The organism is Pedobacter lithocola (genome assembly GCF_042650845.1).
Taxonomy (GTDB): Bacteria; Bacteroidota; Bacteroidia; order Sphingobacteriales; family Sphingobacteriaceae; genus Pedobacter; species Pedobacter lithocola.
In genome coordinates, this window is the sequence record NZ_JBHSBW010000007.1 from 1017488 (window position 1) to 1039758 (window position 22271).

25 protein-coding genes are annotated in these 22271 nt (G+C 33.6%); 14 read left to right on the top strand and 11 right to left on the bottom strand.

Features of this window, described 5'->3' with window-relative positions; translation table 11 throughout:
- Positions 1-114: 114 nt before the first annotated feature.
- Positions 115-1119 carry an LLM class flavin-dependent oxidoreductase gene (locus tag ACFOWA_RS06785; RefSeq protein WP_378983158.1) on the bottom strand — a complete coding sequence of 335 codons (1005 nt, stop codon included), beginning with the start codon at positions 1117-1119 and terminating at the stop codon, positions 115-117.
- Between the two features lie 147 nt (positions 1120-1266).
- Between ACFOWA_RS06785 and ACFOWA_RS06790 the strand changes: the two genes are divergently transcribed.
- Entirely contained in the window at positions 1267-1986 is a 720-nt protein-coding gene (locus ACFOWA_RS06790; protein WP_378983161.1) for a DUF481 domain-containing protein, read from the top strand.
- 10 nt (positions 1987-1996) lie between these two features.
- Here the strand turns inward: ACFOWA_RS06790 and ACFOWA_RS06795 are convergent, their stop codons facing one another.
- Positions 1997-2641, bottom strand: coding sequence for a competence protein CoiA family protein (locus ACFOWA_RS06795; protein ID WP_378983164.1), 645 nt, complete (start codon positions 2639-2641; stop codon positions 1997-1999).
- Positions 2642-2675: 34 nt separating this feature from the next.
- A complete protein-coding gene (locus tag ACFOWA_RS06800) occupies positions 2676-2990 on the bottom strand; it encodes a hypothetical protein (protein ID WP_378983166.1) in 315 nt (104 codons plus the stop codon).
- A gap of 378 nt (positions 2991-3368) precedes the next feature.
- Between ACFOWA_RS06800 and ACFOWA_RS06805 the strand changes: the two genes are divergently transcribed.
- From ACFOWA_RS06805 to ACFOWA_RS06820, 4 genes are all read left to right on the top strand, one after another.
- Positions 3369-3569: a hypothetical protein gene (locus ACFOWA_RS06805; RefSeq protein WP_378983168.1), complete on the top strand. Its 201-nt coding sequence runs from the start codon at positions 3369-3371 to the stop codon at positions 3567-3569.
- A gap of 130 nt (positions 3570-3699) precedes the next feature.
- Positions 3700-4287 carry a cupin domain-containing protein gene (locus ACFOWA_RS06810; RefSeq protein ID WP_378983171.1) on the top strand — a complete coding sequence of 196 codons (588 nt, stop codon included), beginning with the start codon at positions 3700-3702 and terminating at the stop codon, positions 4285-4287.
- Between the two features lie 83 nt (positions 4288-4370).
- Positions 4371-6203 (top strand): ABC transporter ATP-binding protein, encoded by a 1833-nt coding sequence (locus ACFOWA_RS06815; RefSeq protein WP_378983174.1) that lies wholly within the window; start codon positions 4371-4373, stop codon positions 6201-6203.
- Between the two features lie 255 nt (positions 6204-6458).
- Complete coding sequence (locus ACFOWA_RS06820; RefSeq protein ID WP_378983176.1) at positions 6459-6986, top strand: hypothetical protein; 528 nt, start codon at positions 6459-6461, stop codon at positions 6984-6986.
- Positions 6987-7048: 62 nt separating this feature from the next.
- Here ACFOWA_RS06820 and ACFOWA_RS06825 read toward each other — a convergent pair whose 3' ends face one another.
- The 3 genes from ACFOWA_RS06825 to ACFOWA_RS06835 form a co-directional block, all read right to left on the bottom strand.
- Positions 7049-7279, bottom strand: a complete 231-nt coding sequence (locus ACFOWA_RS06825) for a hypothetical protein (RefSeq protein ID WP_378983179.1) — start codon at positions 7277-7279, stop codon at positions 7049-7051.
- A 154-nt stretch (positions 7280-7433) separates the two neighbouring features.
- Positions 7434-8420, bottom strand: coding sequence for a 2-hydroxyacid dehydrogenase (locus ACFOWA_RS06830; RefSeq protein ID WP_378983182.1), 987 nt, complete (start codon positions 8418-8420; stop codon positions 7434-7436).
- A 111-nt stretch (positions 8421-8531) separates the two neighbouring features.
- Positions 8532-8798 carry a hypothetical protein gene (locus ACFOWA_RS06835; protein WP_378983184.1) on the bottom strand — a complete coding sequence of 89 codons (267 nt, stop codon included), beginning with the start codon at positions 8796-8798 and terminating at the stop codon, positions 8532-8534.
- A gap of 451 nt (positions 8799-9249) precedes the next feature.
- On the opposite strand from ACFOWA_RS06835, the gene ACFOWA_RS06840 reads away from it, so the two are divergent.
- The 7 genes from ACFOWA_RS06840 (at position 9250) to ACFOWA_RS06870 (ending at position 15955) form a co-directional block, all read left to right on the top strand.
- Entirely contained in the window at positions 9250-10347 is a 1098-nt protein-coding gene (locus ACFOWA_RS06840; RefSeq protein WP_378983187.1) for an AI-2E family transporter, read from the top strand.
- A gap of 157 nt (positions 10348-10504) precedes the next feature.
- Positions 10505-11419, top strand: a complete 915-nt coding sequence (locus ACFOWA_RS06845) for an endonuclease/exonuclease/phosphatase family protein (RefSeq protein WP_378983190.1) — start codon at positions 10505-10507, stop codon at positions 11417-11419.
- A gap of 111 nt (positions 11420-11530) precedes the next feature.
- Positions 11531-14185, top strand: a complete 2655-nt coding sequence (locus ACFOWA_RS06850) for a family 78 glycoside hydrolase catalytic domain (RefSeq protein ID WP_378983192.1) — start codon at positions 11531-11533, stop codon at positions 14183-14185.
- Positions 14186-14265: 80 nt separating this feature from the next.
- Positions 14266-14484: a DUF6965 family protein gene (locus ACFOWA_RS06855; RefSeq protein WP_378983194.1), complete on the top strand. Its 219-nt coding sequence runs from the start codon at positions 14266-14268 to the stop codon at positions 14482-14484.
- Between the two features lie 82 nt (positions 14485-14566).
- Positions 14567-14815 carry a hypothetical protein gene (locus ACFOWA_RS06860; protein WP_378983196.1) on the top strand — a complete coding sequence of 83 codons (249 nt, stop codon included), beginning with the start codon at positions 14567-14569 and terminating at the stop codon, positions 14813-14815.
- 148 nt (positions 14816-14963) lie between these two features.
- Positions 14964-15494 (top strand): DinB family protein, encoded by a 531-nt coding sequence (locus tag ACFOWA_RS06865; protein WP_378983198.1) that lies wholly within the window; start codon positions 14964-14966, stop codon positions 15492-15494.
- Positions 15495-15760: 266 nt separating this feature from the next.
- The gene (locus tag ACFOWA_RS06870; protein ID WP_378983201.1) at positions 15761-15955 is read left to right on the top strand and encodes a hypothetical protein; all 195 of its coding nucleotides are present in this window, start codon (positions 15761-15763) and stop codon (positions 15953-15955) included.
- Between the two features lie 16 nt (positions 15956-15971).
- Here ACFOWA_RS06870 and ACFOWA_RS06875 read toward each other — a convergent pair whose 3' ends face one another.
- The 4 genes from ACFOWA_RS06875 to ACFOWA_RS06890 all read right to left on the bottom strand — a co-directional run bounded on the left by ACFOWA_RS06875 (position 15972) and on the right by ACFOWA_RS06890 (position 20253).
- Positions 15972-16232 carry a hypothetical protein gene (locus ACFOWA_RS06875; protein WP_378983203.1) on the bottom strand — a complete coding sequence of 87 codons (261 nt, stop codon included), beginning with the start codon at positions 16230-16232 and terminating at the stop codon, positions 15972-15974.
- A gap of 161 nt (positions 16233-16393) precedes the next feature.
- Complete coding sequence (locus tag ACFOWA_RS06880) at positions 16394-17881, bottom strand: TolC family protein (RefSeq protein WP_378983205.1); 1488 nt, start codon at positions 17879-17881, stop codon at positions 16394-16396.
- A gap of 16 nt (positions 17882-17897) precedes the next feature.
- Positions 17898-19256: an HlyD family secretion protein gene (locus tag ACFOWA_RS06885; RefSeq protein ID WP_378983207.1), complete on the bottom strand. Its 1359-nt coding sequence runs from the start codon at positions 19254-19256 to the stop codon at positions 17898-17900.
- Complete coding sequence (locus ACFOWA_RS06890; RefSeq protein ID WP_378983210.1) at positions 19249-20253, bottom strand: ABC transporter transmembrane domain-containing protein; 1005 nt, start codon at positions 20251-20253, stop codon at positions 19249-19251. Before ACFOWA_RS06890 ends, ACFOWA_RS06885 begins: the two co-directional genes overlap by 8 nt.
- A gap of 178 nt (positions 20254-20431) precedes the next feature.
- On the opposite strand from ACFOWA_RS06890, the gene ACFOWA_RS06895 reads away from it, so the two are divergent.
- Together ACFOWA_RS06895 and ACFOWA_RS06900 are read left to right on the top strand one after the other, a co-directional pair.
- Positions 20432-20572 carry a DUF2256 domain-containing protein gene (locus ACFOWA_RS06895; RefSeq protein ID WP_378983214.1) on the top strand — a complete coding sequence of 47 codons (141 nt, stop codon included), beginning with the start codon at positions 20432-20434 and terminating at the stop codon, positions 20570-20572.
- A 112-nt stretch (positions 20573-20684) separates the two neighbouring features.
- Entirely contained in the window at positions 20685-20954 is a 270-nt protein-coding gene (locus tag ACFOWA_RS06900; protein ID WP_378983216.1) for a hypothetical protein, read from the top strand.
- A gap of 4 nt (positions 20955-20958) precedes the next feature.
- On the opposite strand, the gene ACFOWA_RS06905 is transcribed toward ACFOWA_RS06900, so the two are convergent.
- Positions 20959-22044, bottom strand: coding sequence for a sensor histidine kinase (locus tag ACFOWA_RS06905; RefSeq protein WP_378983219.1), 1086 nt, complete (start codon positions 22042-22044; stop codon positions 20959-20961).
- Positions 22045-22271 lie beyond the last annotated feature (227 nt).

Here is a 22271-nt window from a genome sequence, read left to right on the forward strand (position 1 = left end):
TTTCTATTCATTTTTACAGATGCGAAACTACCAAAAATTAATGATGATGGTAATATCGCTTATGAAGGCATAAGTGAGTCCTTACTACAAATACTTCTTTAAATATTCAACGAACTAATTAAAAATTCCTGCAAAAAGTAGATTAGAGTGAAGCTTAGCTTTTTGATTGTAAATATGCGATGTTGCCATAACTTCATTAACACCATATTTTAATATAAAACCTTCCATATTGTTTTTAATTGTTAATTCACTTCCAATAAAGGAATAATATAACATTTGCTCAACAGCTTCCTTCTCCATTTGCCCCCAATGTACATTCATATTTTCCACAGGAGGTTTTAAAAGTTCTCTTTTACCTGTAATTACACCCAGAAACATTCTTTTTACAGAACTTGATAAAACTTCAGCTTCATCATCAGTATTGGCTGCAACAACATTTACACAAGCCATAACGTAGGGCTCGCTTAAATGAATAGATGGTTTAAAATTATTGCGATAAATTGTTATTGCTTGTTCGAAATAAGTAGGTGCGAAATGACTTGCAAAGGCATAAGGCAAACCTTTTTCGGCTGCTAACCTTGCGCTATCCGTACTCGAACCTAAAATCCAAATTGGAATATCAAGTCCTTCACCCGGCATGGCTCTAACATTTGAATTTCGGTTGTCTGCAGAAAATAACTGTTGTAATTTTTCTACATCTCTTGGAAAATTATGTGCTGCGTTAAAATTTTCGCCTCTTATAGCCATTGCGGTTACCTGATCTGTACCTGGTGCCCTTCCTAAACCTAAGTCAATACGGTTTGGATATAGCGAAGCCAATGTCCCGAACTGTTCTGCAACAATTAATGGCGAATGATTTGGCAACATAATTCCGCCCGAGCCTACTCTGATGGATTTCGTTCCACCGGCAATGTAACCGATTAAAACAGAGGGTGCAGAACTCGCAACACCGCCCATATTATGGTGTTCGGCAAACCAATATCTGTTATAACCTAATGCTTCAGATTGTTGTGCAATTTCTAAACTGTTCTTAAAAGTATCGGCTGCGTTGTATCCATCTAAAACAGTTGCTAAATCAAGAATTGAATATGGTATATTTTTTAAAGTATTTACTGACATAATTAAGGGTAACAAATTAATAATGCAAAACTATCCTTTAAAAAACCAATTGAGGTTTTATTGATAACAAATGACGGTAAAGAAACAGTTGGATTATGAGATGACATTTTTCTTAAACATCACGGAAGATTAGTTTGTTAATCTTCTATGAAGATATTACCACTGCTATTATTTTTATTGGCATTTTCCATTGAAACCAGAGCTCAATACACCGATACCACCAACTATCATCTTAATTTAATATCGGCTGGGTCAATAAATAAAACAAATAATGAGCAAGCTTATTTGTTGAATAACAGCCTTAATGTTGGGATTAAAAAGAAAAGCATTGTACTAAACAGCAACACCTCATGGCTTTATGGTAAACAAAATAGCAATTTAAGCAACAACGATTTTTCAAGCACAATGAATTTTAATCTGTACAAAACATTTCCGCATTTCTATTACTGGGGCTTGGTAAATTATAATACGAGTTATTCACTTAAAATAAAAAATCAATTGCTAGCTGGAGGTGGTATTGCATATAATTTTATAGATAAACCAAATGCCTATTTAAATATCAGTAACGGTATTTTATTTGATAAAAGCAGTTTGGTTGAAATGGCGAGCTATACTACTTTAAGAAACTCTTTAAGATTACAATTTCATTTTGGATTTAAAGATTTAGTAACTTTTGATGGAAGCAACTTTTTGCAAAATTCCTATTCCAGAGAAGGCGATTACATTATCAGATCGGTTACAACGCTAGGTTTAAAAATTAGAAAGTGGATAAGTTTAACAACCGCATTAAACTATAACAAGTTTAATATTACAACACGCGAAAACCTTAACCTTACTTATGGTTTAAGCATCGACAAATATTTTTAGTTCGAGATAATTAGAAGATTGAATAGCTTTCTATAAAGGGCTTTCTGCTTATCATTTCGAGATAGGGAAAATTTCCCGATAGTTGCCTTCTAATTAGCATTTTATAAAGAAAATGACCTCCTAAATCAACATAAATCGGTGCTTTCGCCGCATACCAGACTGCGTGAGGCTGTTTCCAGCAGAAATGGTAAAAATTAGATGTAATGGCTACACCTTTTATTTCTTTATGATAGAAGTTTAAAACCTTTGGCTTAATGATTCCGTCTATAACTTCAGCTTTTCTAACCATTGATAAATGATCAGTATTACAAAATTCATAATCAACCAACTTGGAATCATTTGGGTTTGGCAAGTTTTTCAAAATTCTAAATCCTTTGAACTTTTTTCCGTTTAGTATCCAAATCAGGTTTGGATAGAAAGCTTCCCGACTTTGCATTTCTGCTAAACTAATGGGCGAGTTTTGAAATTCTATAGCTGTTAAGCAAGGAGTAAAAACGTCGGCTCTATGCAATTCGCCAGTTTTGTTGCAATAAAAACTTTTTTCCCTGTAACTTTCTGGGAAAGCCTTTTTCCAGTTTCTATGCCATAAACTTTCTTTATGGTATTTTTCGGGTTGGCATAATGATGGTTCTTTCAGCAATGTTGGTAAAACCATTGCATTTTTGATACTGCTTTGAATTATCTCATCACTAATCATTTCCCTTAAAAACGTTCACAACATTGGTTTTCCATTTTAAGTATCCAAGGTTGCCACAAACATTCGCCACAAAATTTTCTACATCTTGTGGTACATCGTTAACAACACGAAACCTAATGGTATATTTAGGATTGTAACTAATGTAAACTACCAAATCATCTTTACGTTGACCTACAGAAAGCATCGGTTCTAAATGTATATCCTGCAATTCTGCCGCCGCTTGTTTTAAGCGCTCGTTCATAATTCGGGCAAGCGAAACATCTGGAACAAAATCAGTTTCTGTAATGGCTAGTACCGTAACTGTCATAAAATATATTCAAATTAATTTAGCACATCTAAATGAAAGATTGCTATCCTCTAACAACGGCAAAATTATACTAATATTTTTAGCATGCAAATATTTGAAAAGGAAATTCAACAATTTGTTGATAACAGACTGCTATTTAGCAAAATAAAATTGCCATAAATTATTCATCTATCTTAAAGTAGAATCTATTTTGATTCACAATACAACCTTAACTAAAACTACCATTAAAGTTATGTGATTTTAATTTCGAGTTTATTTCCCCATAGCCACATCCTCATAATATTCTTTAATAAATGTTTTTCGCCTGATATCTAATGACTTACATTTTAACCAACAGAAATTTTTACAAATAAACACCGAAGCCCTTACTTTTGTATCATGGCAAATCAAAACATCAGCAAATTACTGCAGAACAAGATAGAATTCTTAAAAGCAGAAGTAGAAAATGCAAAAATCGAGCTTCAACAATGGCAAACTATTGAAGAAGAATACAATCAAAACCCTGAGAAATTTGAACTATTAGCAGGATTATTAACCGGCGAAGCCTCAGACCAAAAAAAATCAAGGAAGAAAATTTAATTTCACTTTCAAATTTACAATTGCGAACAAATAAATGAATATATTCGCACAAGAGGTAATTGTTTAAAATCTAATTTTTAATACAATCACTTCTATAAAAAGATTTAACATAAAAATATTGAAAGCTGTTGTGGATATTCTTGAGAGTGGATTGTTAGAACTTTATGTACTAAATCTTTTGGAAGGTGATGAACTTTCGCAAGTAGAAAATCTACGCTTAACTTCATCGGCGGTTAGAGATGAGATAAATAAAATTGAGTTGTTTTTCGAACAAGATGCCTTGCAACATTCTGTTTCAGTAAGCACCGAAATTGATGCGCAAATGTTAAAGCTGTTTAATCAATTAAATTCTAAAACCGATTTAGATATCAGCAATCTTCCTTTAATTGATGAAGACACCAATTATCAAAATTGGTTAAGCCTTATAGAAAATCTTATTCCCAGAAATGGAGTTGATGGTACATTTACACACCTGTTAACGGCTAATGATAAAGTTATGCAGATGCTTGTGGTTTCGGAAATTGACATTAAGGAAGAAATCCATGAAAACGAATTAGAAAGCTTTTTAATTCTTGAAGGAACCTGCATCTGTACCATTGATAATTCAGATTTTAATATGGCAGCTGGAGATTACATGTCAATTCCGCTACATAAATCTCATACCGTTAAAATAACATCGCCCAGCGTAACTGCCATTTTGCAGCATATCGCATTATAAAATCTTGCATCAAAATAAGCTTTATTTAAACTCCATTGTAAACCTATATCAGGATTGCATTAAATTGAGCATCACGAACATTAATGGCTAAAAATAGAAATACCATACCACTCGAAAACATAACCTTCCGACAACGATTCTCATCACTTAAAAACTTACCTGTATTTTTTAAATTGGTTTGGAAAAGTAGTCCAAAAAAAACGCTTATTAGCTTTGGCTTACGTATTTTACGTTCTGCAATGCCAGTTGCATTACTTTATACCGGTAAATTAATTATTGATAATGTAATTGCGTTAAATGCCAACCCCACTGCAGATACAAGTAAACTTTGGGAGTTGGTTGCAATAGAATTTGGCTTGGCCATATTAACAGATGGACTAAATAGAATGATAAACCTAACTGATAGTTTGTTGGGTGATCAGTTTTCTAACTATACTTCTATGCGAATTATGCGTCATGCGGCTACATTAGATCTCGATCAATTTGAAGATTCGGTTTTTTACGATAAGTTAGAAAGAGCAAGGCAGCAAACCGTGGGGCGAACTGTGTTGCTATCGCAGGTGATGAGCCAAATTCAGGATTTTATTTCGATGGCATTTCTCTTAACCGGATTAATTGCTTTTAATCCTTGGCTTATTCTATTACTTTTAATCGCGATAATTCCTTCATTTTTGGGCGAGTCTTACTTTAATAGTAGAAACTATGCCCTCTCCAGAAGCCAAACCCCAGAAAGAAGAGAACTTGATTACATTCGCTATTTAGGTGCTAGCGATGAAACGGCTAAAGAAGTAAAAATATTTGGTTTGGCAGATTTTATCATCAAAAGATTCAAAACCTTATCAGATAAATTTTATGCCGATAACAGTAAACTTGCCGTAAATCGTTCTGGCTGGGGAACTTTTTTTTCCATTCTTGGTACAATCGGTTACTATGCTGCTTACGGTTTTATTATTTATCAAACTATAAATGGAAAGGCATCCGTTGGAAGTCTTACTTTTTTAGCAGGTTCTTTCAGGCAATTAAGCAGTTTGATGGAAACCACATTATCCAGATTTACACTAGTTTCACAAGGCGCAATTTACCTAAACGATTTTATTGAATTTTTTGATATACAACCTAAAATAACCAAACCTAAAAACCCACTACCCTTTCCAAATCCTATTATAACTGGTTTTATATTTGAGGCCGTTGGATTTAAATACCACAATAGCGAAAATTACGCATGCCGAGAATTAAATTTTACCCTTAAGCCAGGCGAAAAATTAGCGCTTGTTGGAGAAAACGGAGCAGGCAAAACTACCCTTGTTAAATTACTTGCCAGATTGTACGACCCAACTGAAGGAAGGATTTTATTGGATGGACAAGATTTAAAAAATTATGATTTGGATGAGTTAAGGAAAAACCTCGGTATCATTTTTCAAGATTATATCCGCTATCAAATGACATTCTCTCAAAATATTGCCATCGGGAACATCGAAGAAATTGATAATAAAAACTTAATTAAGAAGGCTGCAACCGAAAGTTTAGCAGATTTATTAGCCCAAAAACTTCCTTTAGGCTACGACCAATGGTTAGGTAGAAAGTTTAATGATGGAATTGAACTTTCTGGCGGTGAATGGCAAAAAGTTGCTTTGGCCAGAGCATATATGAAAGATGCACAAGTGCTTATTTTAGATGAACCTACGTCGGCATTAGATGCCAGAGCAGAGTATGAAGTTTTTCAACGCTTTGCCGAACTTACCCATGGTAAATCTGCAGTTTTAATATCACACCGCTTTTCTACAGCAAGGCTGGCCGACAGAATATTGGTTTTAGATAAAGGAACTGTTCTAGAATCTGGTAGTCATGAAGAATTGCTTAATAAAAATGGAAGATATGCAGAATTATTTAACCTGCAAGCCATGGGTTATCAATAGAGAATTAAATATTGATGTTGTTTAAATGTAAACCACAAATTTGCCCTACAAGCTTGTATTTGCTAATGTATTTTCTCACCTGAATTCAAAATACGCTTACAACCAAAAATAAAATCTATTCTGTGTATAGGTGGCCATGCAACGAAACTGACAAATCATACTCAATACTTTACGAAATGTCATAATGATTCTGCAACGAGGTAAAACGATGTTGTGTGCCTTATCTTGCAGTATAATTTTGAATCTCTAACCAAAATGAACATTCCTATTTTATCTTTAAGCCTAACGTTATTGTTATTGATAAATCCTAAAACAATTGTATTAGATAATAAAGATTTATTCAGTAACCCAAATAATATTACGGCATCATGGCTTGGATTTTTACATTCTAAAAATGATGAAAAATTGATAAGTAATGTGCCCATGTTTATCTATTCTGATGCGCAAGCAGGAACAGCAAAAATAATCTGTGTACCAAAATCACCTGAACTTTGGAGTTCAAAATTTAGAGGCAAAACAAAAGAACAAAAAGCATCGATAACAAAAACATTGCTTACCGGTATTATGAACCATACCATTGGCGATAAATACTTTAAAATATATGCTTTGTTCCAATCACCAAACGTTAAAAGCAAAACAAATAACGCTGTTCAAACCTATCCATCAACAGTAGAAATCTATAAAAATGATGGAACACTATGGAATAAGATAGAAAAAACCACTATTTCGAATGTGGCACAATTTAGAGAATTGCAGTACGATTTAGCTAAAAATTTAAAGTAAAATCAGAATCTAAATCGATAGGATAAACGCTTAAATCCTGTTAAAAGGAGATAAATATAATTTTATAAATCTCTAAGCTTACGCTCAACTTTTCTTATTAATTTATCTTTACCTTCTTTATAAGTTTGGGGGTTCGAAAAGTCTTCGATAATAACATTTAACTTCTCATCTGGTTCATCTTCTGCCAAATGCTTATAATCTTTTACAACTTGATATGAATTCATATCTCCAAAGCCACGTAAGTCTTTCACCTTCTTTAAAAAATCTTTTAGATCAGATTTGCGTTTTTCCATGGACACAAATCTAAAAAACATACTTACTAATCATACAATATTGCGCTCGTTTTTGTAAACAAAATAGAAGTTGCTAACAAAAACTTGCGCTCAGTTAAAGTACGGCTATATGGTATTCCCAAAAGCTATTGCTTTTAACATTTAAAAATTCGAATTAACTTAATAATTCATTATCTAATGGCTTACCGTTTGCAAATGAATCTGCATTTAAAAATGTAATTTCTGCAATCTGCGTCATGGCTTCTTTCGTAAAAAAACCTTGATGTGATGTAACCAATACATTAGGAAATGATATTAATCGTGAAATAACATCATCTTGAATAATATTGGCTGATAAATCCTTGAAAAACAGTTTCCTTTCCTGCTCGTAAACATCTAAACCTAAATAACCCAATTGCCCAGTTTTTAAGGCCTCAATAACATCGCTTGTTGCTACCAAACCGCCTCTGCTGGTATTTATCAACATTGCACCCTTTTTAAATAATTTCAGGGTATTTGCATTAATCATGTGTAAGGTATCCTCACTTAATGGGCAATGTAAAGAAACAATTTGTGCATCTTTTAATGCGTTTTCCAGGTTTTCGTATTTTAATCCTTCTTTAATAAGTTCGGCATCAGGAAAAGGATCGAAGGCAGAAATATGGCAACCAAAACCTTTTAATATTTTGTAAAATGCCTTACCAATGTGTCCTGTACCAATTAGGGCAACTTTACAACCATGTAAATTAAATCCTATTAAGTTTTCTAGTGAAAAATTTCCCTCTCTAACACGGTTATATGCTTTATGTGTTTTGCGGTTTAGGGTTAAAACCATCGCCATGGCATGTTCAGCAACAGCTTCTGGAGAATAAGATGGAACACGAAGCACTTTAATACCAACTTCTTCAGCCATAACTAAATCAACATTATTAAAACCTGCACATCGAAGAAGAATTAATTTTATACCATTATCAGCGAGTAGAGGCATCATTTCTGCATCTGCTTTATCATTTACGAAAATGCACACCGCATCAAAGCCTTTGGTAAGCAATGCATTTTGTACATTAAGTGATTCGGTGTAAAATGTAAGCTCGTGACCGGTATTTAAAAGTTCTAGATATTCTTTATCGTAAGAACAGGTACTGAATACAGCAATTTTCATAAGAAATGGGATTTCTTACAAAGTAGTCATATTAATCCACAGCTAAACCAACAAAAACAATGCTGAAAGTTTTTTGAGTCAATCTTAAGATAGATAGTTTGGAAAGAAGATTTATGCTACCCAGTTAAATACCATGCTGCTACTACCCTCGCCATCATCATTCAAAAAGCAAATTTTTAATGGTGCAGAAAAATCTACAAATACATTTACTTTAGGCACTAAACTTTCTGCAAATTCTACTGGAGGAGTATCGTCCTGCAAATGAACAAACACCAAATCTTCAGATTTGAAGCTTACACGCTCGATTTTTCCAGGCCACTCCAGATCCATTTTTCTTAAAAACGATCTTATTTTCTGTTTTTCGATTATTGTATTCATACTTGAGAACTTTAGATACGATAAAAATAGTAACAAAGTTTTTTTTAGAAGATGGCTGGCGTCCGAATGTTAGAAAATACACATTGACAAAAGTCATAAGTATTAATAAACAAAAAAGCCTATCGTTAAACACGATAGGCTAAATGGCGTGGAGTTAAGGTACATAGCAATTATCTGCATTAAAGCCAATAAAATTGCTACGATTCCGGTAATCCACAATTTTAAATAAGATTAACGAATAAAGAGATGTATTAGTTACGCTTATAATTCTCCCTAACACATTATAAAAAAAGGTTAAAGAAAAAGTCGCTTAATACGATAGCAAGCTATCCTCTATTACGTTTTTCTGAATGATAAAAGTATCTTATTGATTTGTAAATTGCAAATCTATTTAATTTGATATCATAAACATTTACCGATATTTATTGTTAAGCCTACTTATTGAAAAACCATGGTAAAAAACTTTCCATTCTACATTAAAGCACCAATAATACTTTTAGGTTTAGTTATAACTGTATTTATTTTAAATATTCTGCGAGATGTTTTGGTACCGCTTGCATTTGCAACGCTAATTGCAATATTGCTAAATCCGTTATCTAATCGTTTGGAGCGAAAGATGCCAAAGGTATTAAGCATTCTTATTACCATGATTGTTGCAGTATTAATTTTGTTCGGGTTGATGTATTTCCTTTCTTCTCAAATTGCACACTTTTTTGATAACCTTGACGCAATGAAGCAAAAATTTGCCGAAATTTTAAATATTGCGCAACAATGGCTTCAGCAAACTTTTGGCATCTCATCACAAAAGCAAGTAGAAATGCTTAATGATGCAGCAAAAGGCAGTAAGGCGGTAATTGGGCAGACTTTAAGCGGCGTTCTCGGTATTTTAAGCGTTATATTTTTAATTCCGGTTTACACGTTCTTAATTATGTTTTATAAAACCTTGATATTAAATTTTCTATATGAGGTTTTTTCTGAGGAGAACAAAACAAAAGTTGGTGAAATTCTTTCAGAAACCAAGGCTGCAATACAAAGCTATATAATTGGTTTATTGATAGAAACTTCAATCGTAGCTGTAATGAATTCTTGTGCTTTGTTAATTTTAGGCGTACAGAATGCCATATTAATTGGTGTTATCGGAGCAATACTAAACTTATTACCTTACATCGGCGGTATCATTGCTATTCTGCTTCCGGTACTTATGGCAACACTAACAACCGATGGTTTTACCACCCAACTACTCATTATCGGAGCATACGCACTGATACAATTTATAGATAATAATTTTCTTGTACCAAAAATTGTATCATCTAAAGTGCAGATAAATGCATTAATTTCTATTATAATTGTACTATTAGGTGCAGCACTTTGGGGTGTTCCGGGTATGTTTTTATCAATTCCTTTTATTGCCGTGTTAAAAATAATTTTTGATAGAATTGATGGATTAAAACCTTGGGGTAAATTATTAGGTGATACCATCCCGACGGAGCACATGGGGCAAATTAAACGCCTCCGCCGGAGAAAGCCTGTACTTAGCGACAAAACTTAACAATTATTTTAAACCATTGGAACTAACGCACAATATTTTAACTTATCTGAGTGTATTTTTGATATGCACTACCATAATACCTTTCATCAGACACGATTTCTGGATTTTTAGAGTTTTTGAATACCCTAGAATCCAAAAATTAGTACTGAATTTAATATTGATTATTTGTTTATCAATATTTTCAGATTTCACCAAACCTGCTGATGTTGTAATATTAATAGCACTTTCTATTAATGTGATTTATCTCTTTTATTTAATTTTTCCATTTACAATATTTGGTAAAAAACAAATTGTTAGTAGTAAACTTTCAAACAACGAAAACAATCTAAGGCTTTTAATCGCCAACGTTTATCAAGAAAATAAAAAATCTTCGGCATATTATGGCTTGATAGAAAAGTGCCAACCTGATATTATTCTATTGGTAGAAACCAATAAATGGTGGCAAAATCAAATGGATACATTAGAGAAAGAATATCCTTACCAAATAAAAGTTCCGTTAGAAAATACATACGGAATGTTATTGTATTCTAAACTTGAGTTATCGGGTGAGGTAAAATATTTAGTTGAGGAAGATATTCCATCAATAGAAACAGATGTGAAATTAGCTTCTGGACAAACGGTTAAATTGTTTTGCCTGCACCCTCAACCGCCTGTTCCACAAGAAAACCCACGTTCTACCGAGCGAGATAAAGAAATACTATTGGTTGCCGAAAAGGCTAAGCAATGTAATTTACCTGTTGTTGTTATGGGCGATTTAAATGATGTGGCGTGGAGCTACACCACCGAACTTTTCGGAAAAATAAGCGGCTTGCTCGACCCGCGAAGAGGAAGAGGATTTTTTAACAGCTTTAATGCAAAATATTTCTTCTTACGCTTTCCACTCGATCATATTTTCTGCTCTCCTGATTTCTCATTAAGTTCGATAAAAAGATTAAAGAGCTGTGGTTCCGATCATTTTCCAATGTGGGTAAATTTACAATTCAATCCACAGGCTAAAGATTTAAATCATATCCCTGAAGCTACAGAAGAAGATAAAGCTTTGGCAGAAGAGAAAATCAATACCCCTACGTAAGTTAAATATATCAATTAGCAAGTAACGTTTTTAATAATTTGGATTGAAGATTTTGGAAAATCGTTTTAGTGTAGTAATTTAAACGAACCTTATAAATCATCCAACTAAATTATGAGCGTACTAACCCAAATCGGCAATAAATTATTACTGTTAATTTTCTCTGTCATTTTTACGCAAAACACTTTTGCACAACAACTTTCGGTAAATAACTTAACGGTAGAGCATCAAACAAATCCACTAAGTGTTGATAATCCTGTGCCTAGATTCAGTTGGAAAATAAATTCGAGCGTACAAAACACACTGCAAACCAGCTACGAAATTAGAATTGGTACAACGCCATCAATCAATGATAATAATGCCATTAAAATCGGTAAAAATTCACCACAGTCAGTATTGATAGCATATAACGATAAGCCACTTATCTCTAAAACAAAGTATTACTGGCAGGTTAAAATTAAAGACAATCATGGAAATACCTCTCCGTGGTCTGCCGTACAATATTTTCAAACTGGTTTATTACCAGCAGATTGGACAGCAAAATGGATTAGCATGGTAAATCCAGATACTTCTTTGAAAAGTCCACTAATGAGGAAGGAATTCAATTTGGATAAAAAGATTAAATCAGCAATGATTTATGTCACTGCAAAAGGTCTATATGAAGCCAATATTAATGGCAAACGAATAGGCAACGAATATTTATCTCCAGGATGGACGAGCTACAAAAACCATCTTCAATATCAGGTTTATGATGTTACAGCATCACTTAAAAATGGCCAAAACGCTATTGGTGTTGTGCTTGGCGATGGATGGTACAAAGGCAGAATTGGATTTGAAAATCAAAAAAACTTTTATGGAGATACTAGAGCCTTATTATTACAGCTAGAAATTGAATATATCAACGGAGAAAGAAAAGTTATAATTAGTGATGAAAGTTGGAAAAGTAGTACTGGTGCTATTTTAGCATCGAGCATTTACGATGGTGAAACTTATGATGCAAGACGTGAAAAACCCGGGTGGACAAATGCTGGCTTTAAAGAGAATAATACCTGGAAACCTGTAAGAATTTTAGAAAAAGGGACTGAAAAGCTAATTGGAATGAGCGGGCCTGCTGTTGTAAAACATGAGGAATTTAAAGCGCTAAAAATTATCAAAACGCCTAAAGGAGAAACCGTTATAGATTTCGGACAAAATTTAGTTGGTTGGGTAATTTTAAAAGCTAAAGGACCCGCAGGTACAAAAATAACTTTAAGCCATGCCGAAGTTTTAGATAAAGAAGGAAATTTTTATACCACAAATTTGCGTAGTGCCAAGCAACAAAATCATTATATTTTAAAAGGTGCTAATGAGCAAACTTTCGAACCTCATTTTTCGTTTCAGGGATTTAGGTATGTTAAAGTAGATGGTTATCCTGGCTTATTAAACTTGGCAAACTTCACTGCAGTAGCAATTTACTCTGACATAAAATCTACCGGAAAATTTACAACCTCTAATCCATTAATAAATCAATTACAGCATAATATAGAATGGGGCCAAAAAGGAAATTTTGTTGATGTACCTACAGATTGCCCGCAAAGAGATGAGCGATTAGGTTGGACTGGCGATGCACAGGCATTTGCAAAAACAGCAGCTTTTAACATGGATGTTTCTGGCTTTTTTAGCAAGTGGCTTAAAGATGTTAAAGCAGACCAATTACCTAATGGTAGTGTACCTTTTGTTGTGCCAAATGTATTAAATGCAGGTTCTAATGGCTCTGCCGGATGGGCAGATGCAGCAACCATTATACCTTGGGATATGTATGTGTTGTATGGCGACAGAGGAATTTTAGAAACCCAATATGAAAGCATGAAAAATTGGGTCACCTACATTTCATCAGTATCAAAAAATGATTTATGGAATAGTGGCTTTCATTTTGGCGATTGGTTGTTTTACCGCCCTGAAGATGATAATGATGGTCGTGCTGCAGTTACAGATAAATATATGATAGCACAAACCTTTTATGCCCATTCTGTACAATTGCTTTTAAATGTAGCAACGGTGCTGGATAAAAAAGATGATGTTAGATTGTATAAAGCATTATTAGAACGGATAAAAACAGCTTATTTAAAAGAGTATATGACACCAAATGGCAAGCTGGTGTCTAACACACAAACTGCTTATGTACTTGCTTTACAGTTTGATATGCTGCCCGAAAATTTAAGACAACAAGCGGCAGAACGATTGGTGCAAAATGTAAAAAGTTATGGAAACCACCTTACAACCGGCTTTTTAGGAACGCCATATTTATGCCACGTATTAAGTCGCTTTGGATTTGAAAACGTAGCTTACGATTTATTGATGCAGGAAAAATACCCTTCATGGCTTTATCCGGTTAAAATGGGTGCAACTACAATTTGGGAACGCTGGGATGGTATAAAACCTGATGGAAGTTTTCAAACCCCTAATATGAATTCGTACAACCACTATGCTTACGGTGCCATAGGCGATTGGATGTATATAAACATTGCTGGTATAAATGTAGTTACCGAACAGCCTGGCTATAAGGCAACCATTATTGCACCCAAACCTGGTGGCGGTTTAACCAGCGCTACTGCAACATTAGAAACCAGTTATGGGTTACTAAAATCATCATGGATAATTGAAAATGGTATTTTTAAGCTAGATGTTGTAATACCTGCAAATACAACAGCTACAATTTTACTACCTAAAAATGATAAAAAAGAAAAGGTTGGTTCGGGTAATTACCATTTCGAATATAAATACTTATAAAAGGTAAAAGACTATTATGTTCCTAATATTTTCATAATAAAAATACACCTGCAAAAACTTAATTTTCCTAATTTTGATGGATGACAATAGAAGAAGTTAATAAGCTAGAAGAATTTTTTGCTAGTGCAGAAAAACAGGCTACGCCCATATATCTAAATCAGGCTACGGTAATAAATAATTATGAGCATTTTTTAGAGAGTCATTTTATTCCTTTAAAAATAGATCCTGCAAGTCGTGTAAATCAACCTTTGATTTGGCGGTTAAAAGCACTAAAATTAATAGTTGAGGCAAATGCATAATTAAAAAATAATTTTTCATAAATATTAAAGTAAAATTCTAAATCATCCGTTTACATCGGTAAACCCTACACAAATTTAATTTTTGAGGAAAACCGAACGTATGATATCCATATTTAAAACAAATGTGCACACAGAAGTAGAACTGCAAGAACTTGTACCAAACTTAAATGTTGCCGTGCCAAATCTCAACTGGCATATTGATCTTACTGATTGTGATAAAATTTTAAGAATAGATTCTCAGGTAAATATTAATGAATTGGTAATATCCATGTTCACTAGACTTGGCTTTAGCTGTATAGTATTAGAAGTGTTTCATGCTCCACCAAGATAATTATCGCTGATATTTTTGATTTCTTAAAAAAGTATTCACAATAAATCATCAATTAACTCAATACAAACGCAATTAGATTTTTTAAAGGATAAATGATTATTGATTATCCAATCTATCATATCTTTGATTTAAATAAACAAATCAAATTATGAAAAAATTAAAATCTTTATTGCTTATCATTTGCTTAATGGGAATGGTTTGCATTGTTAATGCTCAAGAGCAATTAACTGCAAAAATTGCGGAATGGGAAAGAGCTAAAGCCTACACAAAAGAATATTTAGATGTAATGCCCGAAACAGGTTACGCCTTAAAACCGACTCCGGAAATGAGATCTTTTGCTGAGCAAATGCTTCACCTTACAGATGCAAATTATGGCTTTACAGCTACTGCAACCGGAGAGAAAAGTCCTTACGGTTTTGGTGATGTAGAAAAAATTACAGATAAATCAAAAGCCAATGTTACTAAGGTAGTTTTAGCGGGTTACGATTATGTAATTGCAGGATTAAAAAAAATCTCTGCTTCGCAGTTGCAAGAAAAAGTAAAATTCATGAATCGTTTTGAGCTAACGAAAGAAATGGTTTTTACCAAAGATTTTGAACATCAAACCCATCACCGTGGTCAGGCGACAGTTTATTTACGCTTGGCAGGTGTAAAACCACCACAAGAAAAATTATTTTAGTTGTTTATTACTCTGCTGCCTTTCGGTAGCAGAGTTTTGATCATAACTTTTTAATAAATCATTCCTAATGATTTATTGTATAAGTGTTATTTGTACACCATTCAACGAGCAATAATGGATTATTTAAATGTTAAATAACTAATAATCAATAAAATATTAATTATAATTACACGTTATTTGTAATAATTCTAGATTAATTAATTTATATTGCAGCACTTATTAGAATATTTTCTTTTGAATGCTATACTAATTAGTCCCAAATCATCATGCGCAGGAGAGGTTGTATTGTATCTATCAATGAAGACATAGCGCTTGGAACTATTGTAGATACTAATGACCAAGAAATAAATTTTCTGCTGAACAACCTCAAATTCAAACCAATAATTAATCAGGAAATAACATTTATTATTGAGATGACAGAAAGTGGGTTAATTGCAGCTAACATCGAATTGTTAACTTAACATCTCTTACAATTTATTAATATTTTAAAATGATTTGCTCAATATCATTGTATAACGCGTCAAGTTCTTCGGATACATAATCAGCTATAAGCTTCTTATACTCCACACCTTCTAACCAAAATCGAATAGATAAAATGGCCGTATTAGCATTATCATAAACATAAAGTGTAATTTCTTTATAATCCAGAACACTCCTAAAACCAGCGTCACCAAGAAACTCCTCTATTTCATGGATAATCGTTACTACGGGAATCTCATTTTTGAAATAGGTGGCCATATCAATAATTTAGAATATCTAATTTATAGATAAAGATAATTTCTATCAAGTAACCAGACTATATAGAGTAGAAATACGCCGCTTTAAACATTACAGCTATAAGAAAGTTCACAAAGATTGGTAGTAATTTATTGAATCCAGCTCGATTTTGTAAAAAATACTTAATTGTTAGTATAAATAAAATCAATTCTTTTACCTGCTCTAAAATAGAGTTCGGCTAGTGCTTTTTGGTAATATGAAACAATTTCGGCTTGTTTTATTCGCATATCAATTAACTTAGTCTCTCTACTATTAATGAGAAAAAGATTACTCTCCCCTAGTTCAAATTTTTGCAATTCACCAGTTACCAACACACGTTGACTAGCCACATTTTTAGTTTGCAATGCAAATTGAGCTTGCAAAGCTTTAACTTCGTTTACCGCTGATAATACACCAGTCTGAATTTCTCTTCCAGTTTGTTGAAGTCCGAATTCGACTTCTGCCTGTTGAATTTTAACTTCTCTAAGCTTACCTCGTTCTTCACGTAAAAATAAAGGAAAGGCAAAATCAATTCCTACTTTATAATTTGCCAATCTAAAATCATAGTAATCGGGTACATATGAAAAATCTCTCCTACCTGCTAAAAATGAGCCCTTTATATTTAATTTAGGTTTAAGCATTTCTTGCCTGTACAAGCGCTCCACATCTAATTTCGATTTTTGATATCTGATTTTAAGTATCTCCGGATGATTTTCTGAAGCTTGCTGTAGAAGAGAATCTAAAACCAACTGATTAATTGCCTTATTTGTATCATTAGTATCTTGGGGCAATGCATTTGCAGGAAGTTCTGTTGGTACGCCTTGCGAATTCCAAAGATGGTTGGATAGGATTAGTCGAGAATTTGTGAGTTTTACATTCGCATCCTGAAGCTGAACTTTCCTATCTTCTAATGTAATTGAAGCTTCCACAGAATCAATTGGCGGTTTATCGCCTATAATAACCTGTTGGCGGATTGCAGCAAATCTTCGTGAAGCCAGTTCTACTCCCTCATTTATTAAAGCATATTGTTGATGGGCCAAATACCAGCTCCAATAATCCTTTACGGCTCCGAACCAAACCTTATTAATTTGATTAATTTTATCAGCTTCAGCATAATCGACCATTATCTTAGCCTGACGTAAAGTATTACGGCGTGAATCAATGATAAAACCTTGCCCCAGCGGAATTGTAAGTCCGATGCCTGATAAACCAGTTGTGCTGGTGCGGGTTTCCGGATTGTTATAAATGCCAACATTCCTATCATAGCCTACATTTAAATCAGCACCTGCAAGCCACAACGGAACTTTTAATTCGCTATCCCAGTGGTTATAATATTCTGTACCACCAAAAATCTTTCTCCCGAATGATGCATTAATTGCAGGATCGAATTTACCTAAAGATTGTAATACTTTGGCACTTGCTTCCTTACTTAATAATGCAGCCTGTTTAACAATTGGGTGATTTTGCAGCACAATTTCTTGCATATCAGTAAGCGTAAAAACTGCAGCCGAACCTGAAACAGGTTGCACTTGCTGTGCAAATGAAGCGTTACAAATAACAGCAAAAAAAATAAAAAATATCCAGGTACACGTTTTAAGTTTATGTTTTGCCCGCATATTAATAATGTACATTTCTGTTGTTTAAAATCTATTTATTGTTAATGTTTTCTTTAGAAGGTGCTTTATCCAAACTAGGCGGGAAACCATTTAGTTGGCGCCATATTTCGTACCAAACCGGAACTGTTCTAAGTATAACCCTTCCATAAACACCCGAACCTTGCCTTAATTGAATGGGCCATGGCTCTTCCTTTTTAGGTAAATGCGTTAATTGCCTAACCAAAATCCGATATTTACCATCGGTACTAACCCTATCTATTACAGATATTTTACCTCCAAAAGTTCCTATTGCAACCGAAGGCCAACCCGAAAACTGAACTGATGGCCATCCTTCAAACTGTAACCTTACATCGCTACTATCTAAAATTAACGGCACATCCATCGCATCAACATAAATTTCTGCAGCAACCATTGGCGTGAGTGGTTGCAACGTTGCGATAGATTCACCTTCTTTTATATTCTCACCTAAACCAGCTTTTAATGTTTTTACAATATAACCATCTTGGGGAGCTCTAACTATGTATAAACTCCTTCTGATTTTGATGTTAGACATTTCATTTTTTAATTTTGAAATCTCTTCTCTTACAGATGCCTTACCAGAAAGCGCAGAGCTTTTATCGGATTGAGCAGAAGCAAGAGATTGACTGTATTTAGCTCTAATGTTATCCAATTCAATAATTGCACTCGAAAGTGCCTGTCTTGCACTACTTAATTTATTTTCCTGACTAACCTCTTTCGCTTTATCTTCCTGAAGTTTCAATCTTCTTGTTTCGATATCCGTTAAAGAAAACAAACCATTTTTATATCCGGCTTCATAACGCTCTAACCTCGAGCGGCTGGTTTGATATAAATTTCTAATGGCTACCAAATCAGCACTATCTATTCTTACCGTGTTTTTAGCTTTTCTTACATCATTCTCTGCCGCTTGTAGCTGAATTCTAAGTCCATTAGTAAGTGCACTAATTCTAGCATCGGTTGCTGCAATTTTTTGCTCAGCCGCCATTTCGCTACCGCGTTTGGCATTTAGCTGTTCATCTAATCTTTCAGGTAAATCAGGGTTAAAATACGATTGATTGGTTTCAGAAATAACTAAAATAGTATCCCCTTTTTTTACCTCTTCACCTTCTCTAACCGCCCAATATTCAATTCTTCCACCAATTTGATTTTGTACTGTTTGTGGTCTATCCTCGGGTCCTAAAGCGGTAATTACACCTCGACCAGAAATGGTTTGGCGCCATGGCAACAATAAAATAATAATAAATATTACCAGTACACCTATCATTATCCTGCCAAGTAACCTAGCTCCGTTTGATGATATTAATTGTGCTTTTGATAATGTAGAATATTCATCAACCTTTTGTACAACAAGTTTTTTGGTTTCGTTAATCATGGCGAACATCTCCTTCCTCAATCTCCAAATCGGTTACAACGGCAAGCTTTTCACTTCCTGTTACCATATCAAAAACTGTATTTAAGCTGGTCATCAGTTTTTCTACTGCATAAGATATTTGAACAATAATTACCTCAGCAGCAACGAATTGTCCAAATGTCATCTGGCGTTCTACCACAAAGTATGAACCTAGCAATAACAGTCCGCCCATTAAAATGGTGCGCAATGCTACAGCACTTGCAAATAGCCTTCTTAAAATACTAAAATGGTCATTTCTTGCAGCAATATATTTAGATGTAATCTCATCTGTAATAGAAGTTACTTTGGCCATTTTACTTTCCTGACCGCGGTATTCATCTAAATTTGAGGCAACCTGTTCTAAATATCCCACAACTTCATATTTATATTCAGATTCTTCAATACTTGTTTCTACGCCCCTTCTGTAATATATCAGAATGATTAAAGAAATACAAAGAATAGTAAAAATGCCAAAACCAATAAATATTGGATGGTAGAAAGATAGTAATATAGCACTAAACACGATAAGAACTGCCGCGGCAACTATATCTATCAACAATTTAGTTAAGCCTTTTTGTATCGTTAATACATCAAAAAATCTGTTAACCAATTCCTGTGGATTTTCACCTTCAAGTTCCTTTTTCTTTATTCTAGGTAAACGATACGCAAATTCAATAGCAGCTTTAATAAAAATTTTCTGCTCTAAAAACTCAACCAATGCAAGTTGCCCCATCAGTAAAATTCCCCCGATAACAATACCTAATAATATTGCCGCAATGAGGATATAGGTGGAGCTATACATAGATCCGTTTGATAATAGATTAAAAACTGCGGCTGTACCTAATGGAAGCGATAAACCTATTATACCTATAAAACCGGCATATAAAAAAATATAGTTAATTGTCGATCTCTCTACATGAAGCATTTCGACAAGTCGCTGCCAGGGTGTAAGACTATTTACTCGATGGTGTTTTTTCATAAATCGTTCACGTAACAGGTTTCGTCAAATGTATGTTTTGTAACATGTAAGATACGCGTATATATTAGCTGTTTTTTGCCAATTTTTGCTGCAAATATGCTTTCCAAACAATAAAAAATCAATTTTATTTATGTTCTTTACCAATAAATTACATTATGCACACATAACATGATTGGAAATGAATAACGTTAAAAAACAAAATTTGCCAACTAAAATATGTCCGGTTTGCCATCGACCGTTTACTTGGCGAAAGAAGTGGGAAAAAAACTGGGATAATGTGATATACTGTAGTAAAAAATGCAGTTCTAATAAAGCATAAGATTTAAACTCTAAAAGTATTATTAAAGAAGGCGTTACCACATGACATTTTAAATCATAAAAAGATATTTAACCAGTCCAAAACTATTTTTATCAATAGATGTTGATGTATTATGCTAACTAAAGAATATATATACATCCCTTTCAATAAAACTGCAGATAATTATCTTAATACAATAGAAACGCTTTCTGCTAATATGTTTAATGTTAATACTCAAATGAGTTCTGACCACAAATCATTAAGTATAGAAGCAAATAGCTTAAATTTGGTTTCTATAATGGTAAATCCAGTTTATGCTATAATAACTAAATTAACGGAAAACGATTTGGCTAAAGAAATTTACGATGCAATAACGGTTAAAACCAAAAGTTTGTGTGGGTAAAGAGTTAAGCTGAAACTTGATTTTTGAGATATACTTTAAAAGTCGTTCCTACGTTTACTTCGCTTTCAACAGAAATGTGTCCACCTGCCATATTAACAATTTCTTTGACCAAATAAAGTCCAATACCAGTTCCTTCAACTTCTTTCGATATACGTTCATATTTGGTAAATATTTTGGTTAAATCTTTCTCAGCAATTCCGCGACCGTTATCAGATACTGTAATTATTGTAAATCCATCTTCATTTAAAGTATGTAAAACAACCTTTGGTGTTCTGCCTGGCTGAGCATATTTTATTGCATTGCTTACTAAATTGAAGATTACACTACGCAACTTTCGCCTAACAAAAACTATTTCTGAGTGGCATACATTACATTCGATTATTGCTCCGGTTTCTAGTATCTGTGGCGCTAATGTAAGCCTTACATCTTCCATGATGTGTTCGAAATTAAGCAATTCTTCAACCGCATTATAACGGTGTTCTGATTGCCTGGATTCGGTTAAATCATGAATAATATCCTTCATCTTTATCAGGCTACTTTCAACTTTCTCCAATAACATTGGAAATTTCTCCATGCCTTTTTCTGGAATTTTTCTAAGCATTTCAATTGTTAAGCCTAGACTTGTTAAAGGTGTTTTGATGTCGTGAGAAATCGTATCAAGTAATATTTCATGTTCTGCTATAAGCTTTTCCTGCTCTCTAAGATCACGAATACGCATTGTAATTTCTACAAATGTGATGATAACACCATCCGTCTTTTTCTCTTTAGCAACCAGATAAGGCAAAATATTCATCTGGTACCAACGCATATCTGTAGTTTGTATTTCTTTCTCCAATAACTCACCAGACTCTATAACATGCTGTATGTTTTCTATTATACTTAGAAACCTGAAATTATCTTTTATATCAGCCATTGGCCTTCCCACATCCTCCATTTTTAAGCTAAATTGCTTCATAGCCGGTGGTGTAAATTTTCGTAGTATAAGATTAGCATCTACAAATAACTGCGGAATAATGGTATTGCGAAAATAGTTTTCCAACTCATCGTTCAAGCCGATAAGAGTCTTAATCTGCTCGCTTTTGGTATCCATCTTACTTGTTGGCGGGATAAATCCAACGGGGGAAGTTAGCAAAAAAGTACCAAATACAATAATTATATGCACCAAATGCCGTATTATGCACTATAATTGTTATAAATACGTAGAAAAAGCAAAATTGCTATATCTACTTTATACTTAGTTTCATCTACTATTCTATTGTTATAAACTACAGGTGCTTGGATTAAGCAATTAAAGCTATACTTTGGGCATAATAATAG

What these genes read in the sequence shown, in the direction of transcription:
- ACFOWA_RS06785 (WP_378983158.1), bottom strand. Translation starts at nt 1,119, where the DNA reads ATGTCAGTAAATACTTTAAAAAATATACCATATTCAATTCTTGATTTA.
- ACFOWA_RS06790 (WP_378983161.1), top strand. Translation starts at nt 1,267, where the DNA reads ATGAAGATATTACCACTGCTATTATTTTTATTGGCATTTTCCATTGAA.
- ACFOWA_RS06795 (WP_378983164.1), bottom strand. Translation starts at nt 2,641, where the DNA reads ATGGTTTTACCAACATTGCTGAAAGAACCATCATTATGCCAACCCGAA.
- ACFOWA_RS06800 (WP_378983166.1), bottom strand. Translation starts at nt 2,990, where the DNA reads ATGACAGTTACGGTACTAGCCATTACAGAAACTGATTTTGTTCCAGAT.
- ACFOWA_RS06805 (WP_378983168.1), top strand. Translation starts at nt 3,369, where the DNA reads ATGGCAAATCAAAACATCAGCAAATTACTGCAGAACAAGATAGAATTC.
- ACFOWA_RS06815 (WP_378983174.1), top strand. Translation starts at nt 4,371, where the DNA reads ATGGCTAAAAATAGAAATACCATACCACTCGAAAACATAACCTTCCGA.
- ACFOWA_RS06820 (WP_378983176.1), top strand. Translation starts at nt 6,459, where the DNA reads ATGAACATTCCTATTTTATCTTTAAGCCTAACGTTATTGTTATTGATA.
- ACFOWA_RS06825 (WP_378983179.1), bottom strand. Translation starts at nt 7,279, where the DNA reads ATGGAAAAACGCAAATCTGATCTAAAAGATTTTTTAAAGAAGGTGAAA.
- ACFOWA_RS06830 (WP_378983182.1), bottom strand. Translation starts at nt 8,420, where the DNA reads ATGAAAATTGCTGTATTCAGTACCTGTTCTTACGATAAAGAATATCTA.
- ACFOWA_RS06835 (WP_378983184.1), bottom strand. Translation starts at nt 8,798, where the DNA reads ATGAATACAATAATCGAAAAACAGAAAATAAGATCGTTTTTAAGAAAA.
- ACFOWA_RS06840 (WP_378983187.1), top strand. Translation starts at nt 9,250, where the DNA reads ATGGTAAAAAACTTTCCATTCTACATTAAAGCACCAATAATACTTTTA.
- ACFOWA_RS06850 (WP_378983192.1), top strand. Translation starts at nt 11,531, where the DNA reads ATGAGCGTACTAACCCAAATCGGCAATAAATTATTACTGTTAATTTTC.
- ACFOWA_RS06855 (WP_378983194.1), top strand. Translation starts at nt 14,266, where the DNA reads ATGACAATAGAAGAAGTTAATAAGCTAGAAGAATTTTTTGCTAGTGCA.
- ACFOWA_RS06865 (WP_378983198.1), top strand. Translation starts at nt 14,964, where the DNA reads ATGAAAAAATTAAAATCTTTATTGCTTATCATTTGCTTAATGGGAATG.
- ACFOWA_RS06870 (WP_378983201.1), top strand. Translation starts at nt 15,761, where the DNA reads ATGCGCAGGAGAGGTTGTATTGTATCTATCAATGAAGACATAGCGCTT.
- ACFOWA_RS06875 (WP_378983203.1), bottom strand. Translation starts at nt 16,232, where the DNA reads ATGGCCACCTATTTCAAAAATGAGATTCCCGTAGTAACGATTATCCAT.
- ACFOWA_RS06880 (WP_378983205.1), bottom strand. Translation starts at nt 17,881, where the DNA reads ATGTACATTATTAATATGCGGGCAAAACATAAACTTAAAACGTGTACC.
- ACFOWA_RS06885 (WP_378983207.1), bottom strand. Translation starts at nt 19,256, where the DNA reads ATGATTAACGAAACCAAAAAACTTGTTGTACAAAAGGTTGATGAATAT.
- ACFOWA_RS06890 (WP_378983210.1), bottom strand. Translation starts at nt 20,253, where the DNA reads ATGAAAAAACACCATCGAGTAAATAGTCTTACACCCTGGCAGCGACTT.
- ACFOWA_RS06895 (WP_378983214.1), top strand. Translation starts at nt 20,432, where the DNA reads ATGAATAACGTTAAAAAACAAAATTTGCCAACTAAAATATGTCCGGTT.
- ACFOWA_RS06900 (WP_378983216.1), top strand. Translation starts at nt 20,685, where the DNA reads ATGCTAACTAAAGAATATATATACATCCCTTTCAATAAAACTGCAGAT.
- ACFOWA_RS06905 (WP_378983219.1), bottom strand. Translation starts at nt 22,044, where the DNA reads ATGGATACCAAAAGCGAGCAGATTAAGACTCTTATCGGCTTGAACGAT.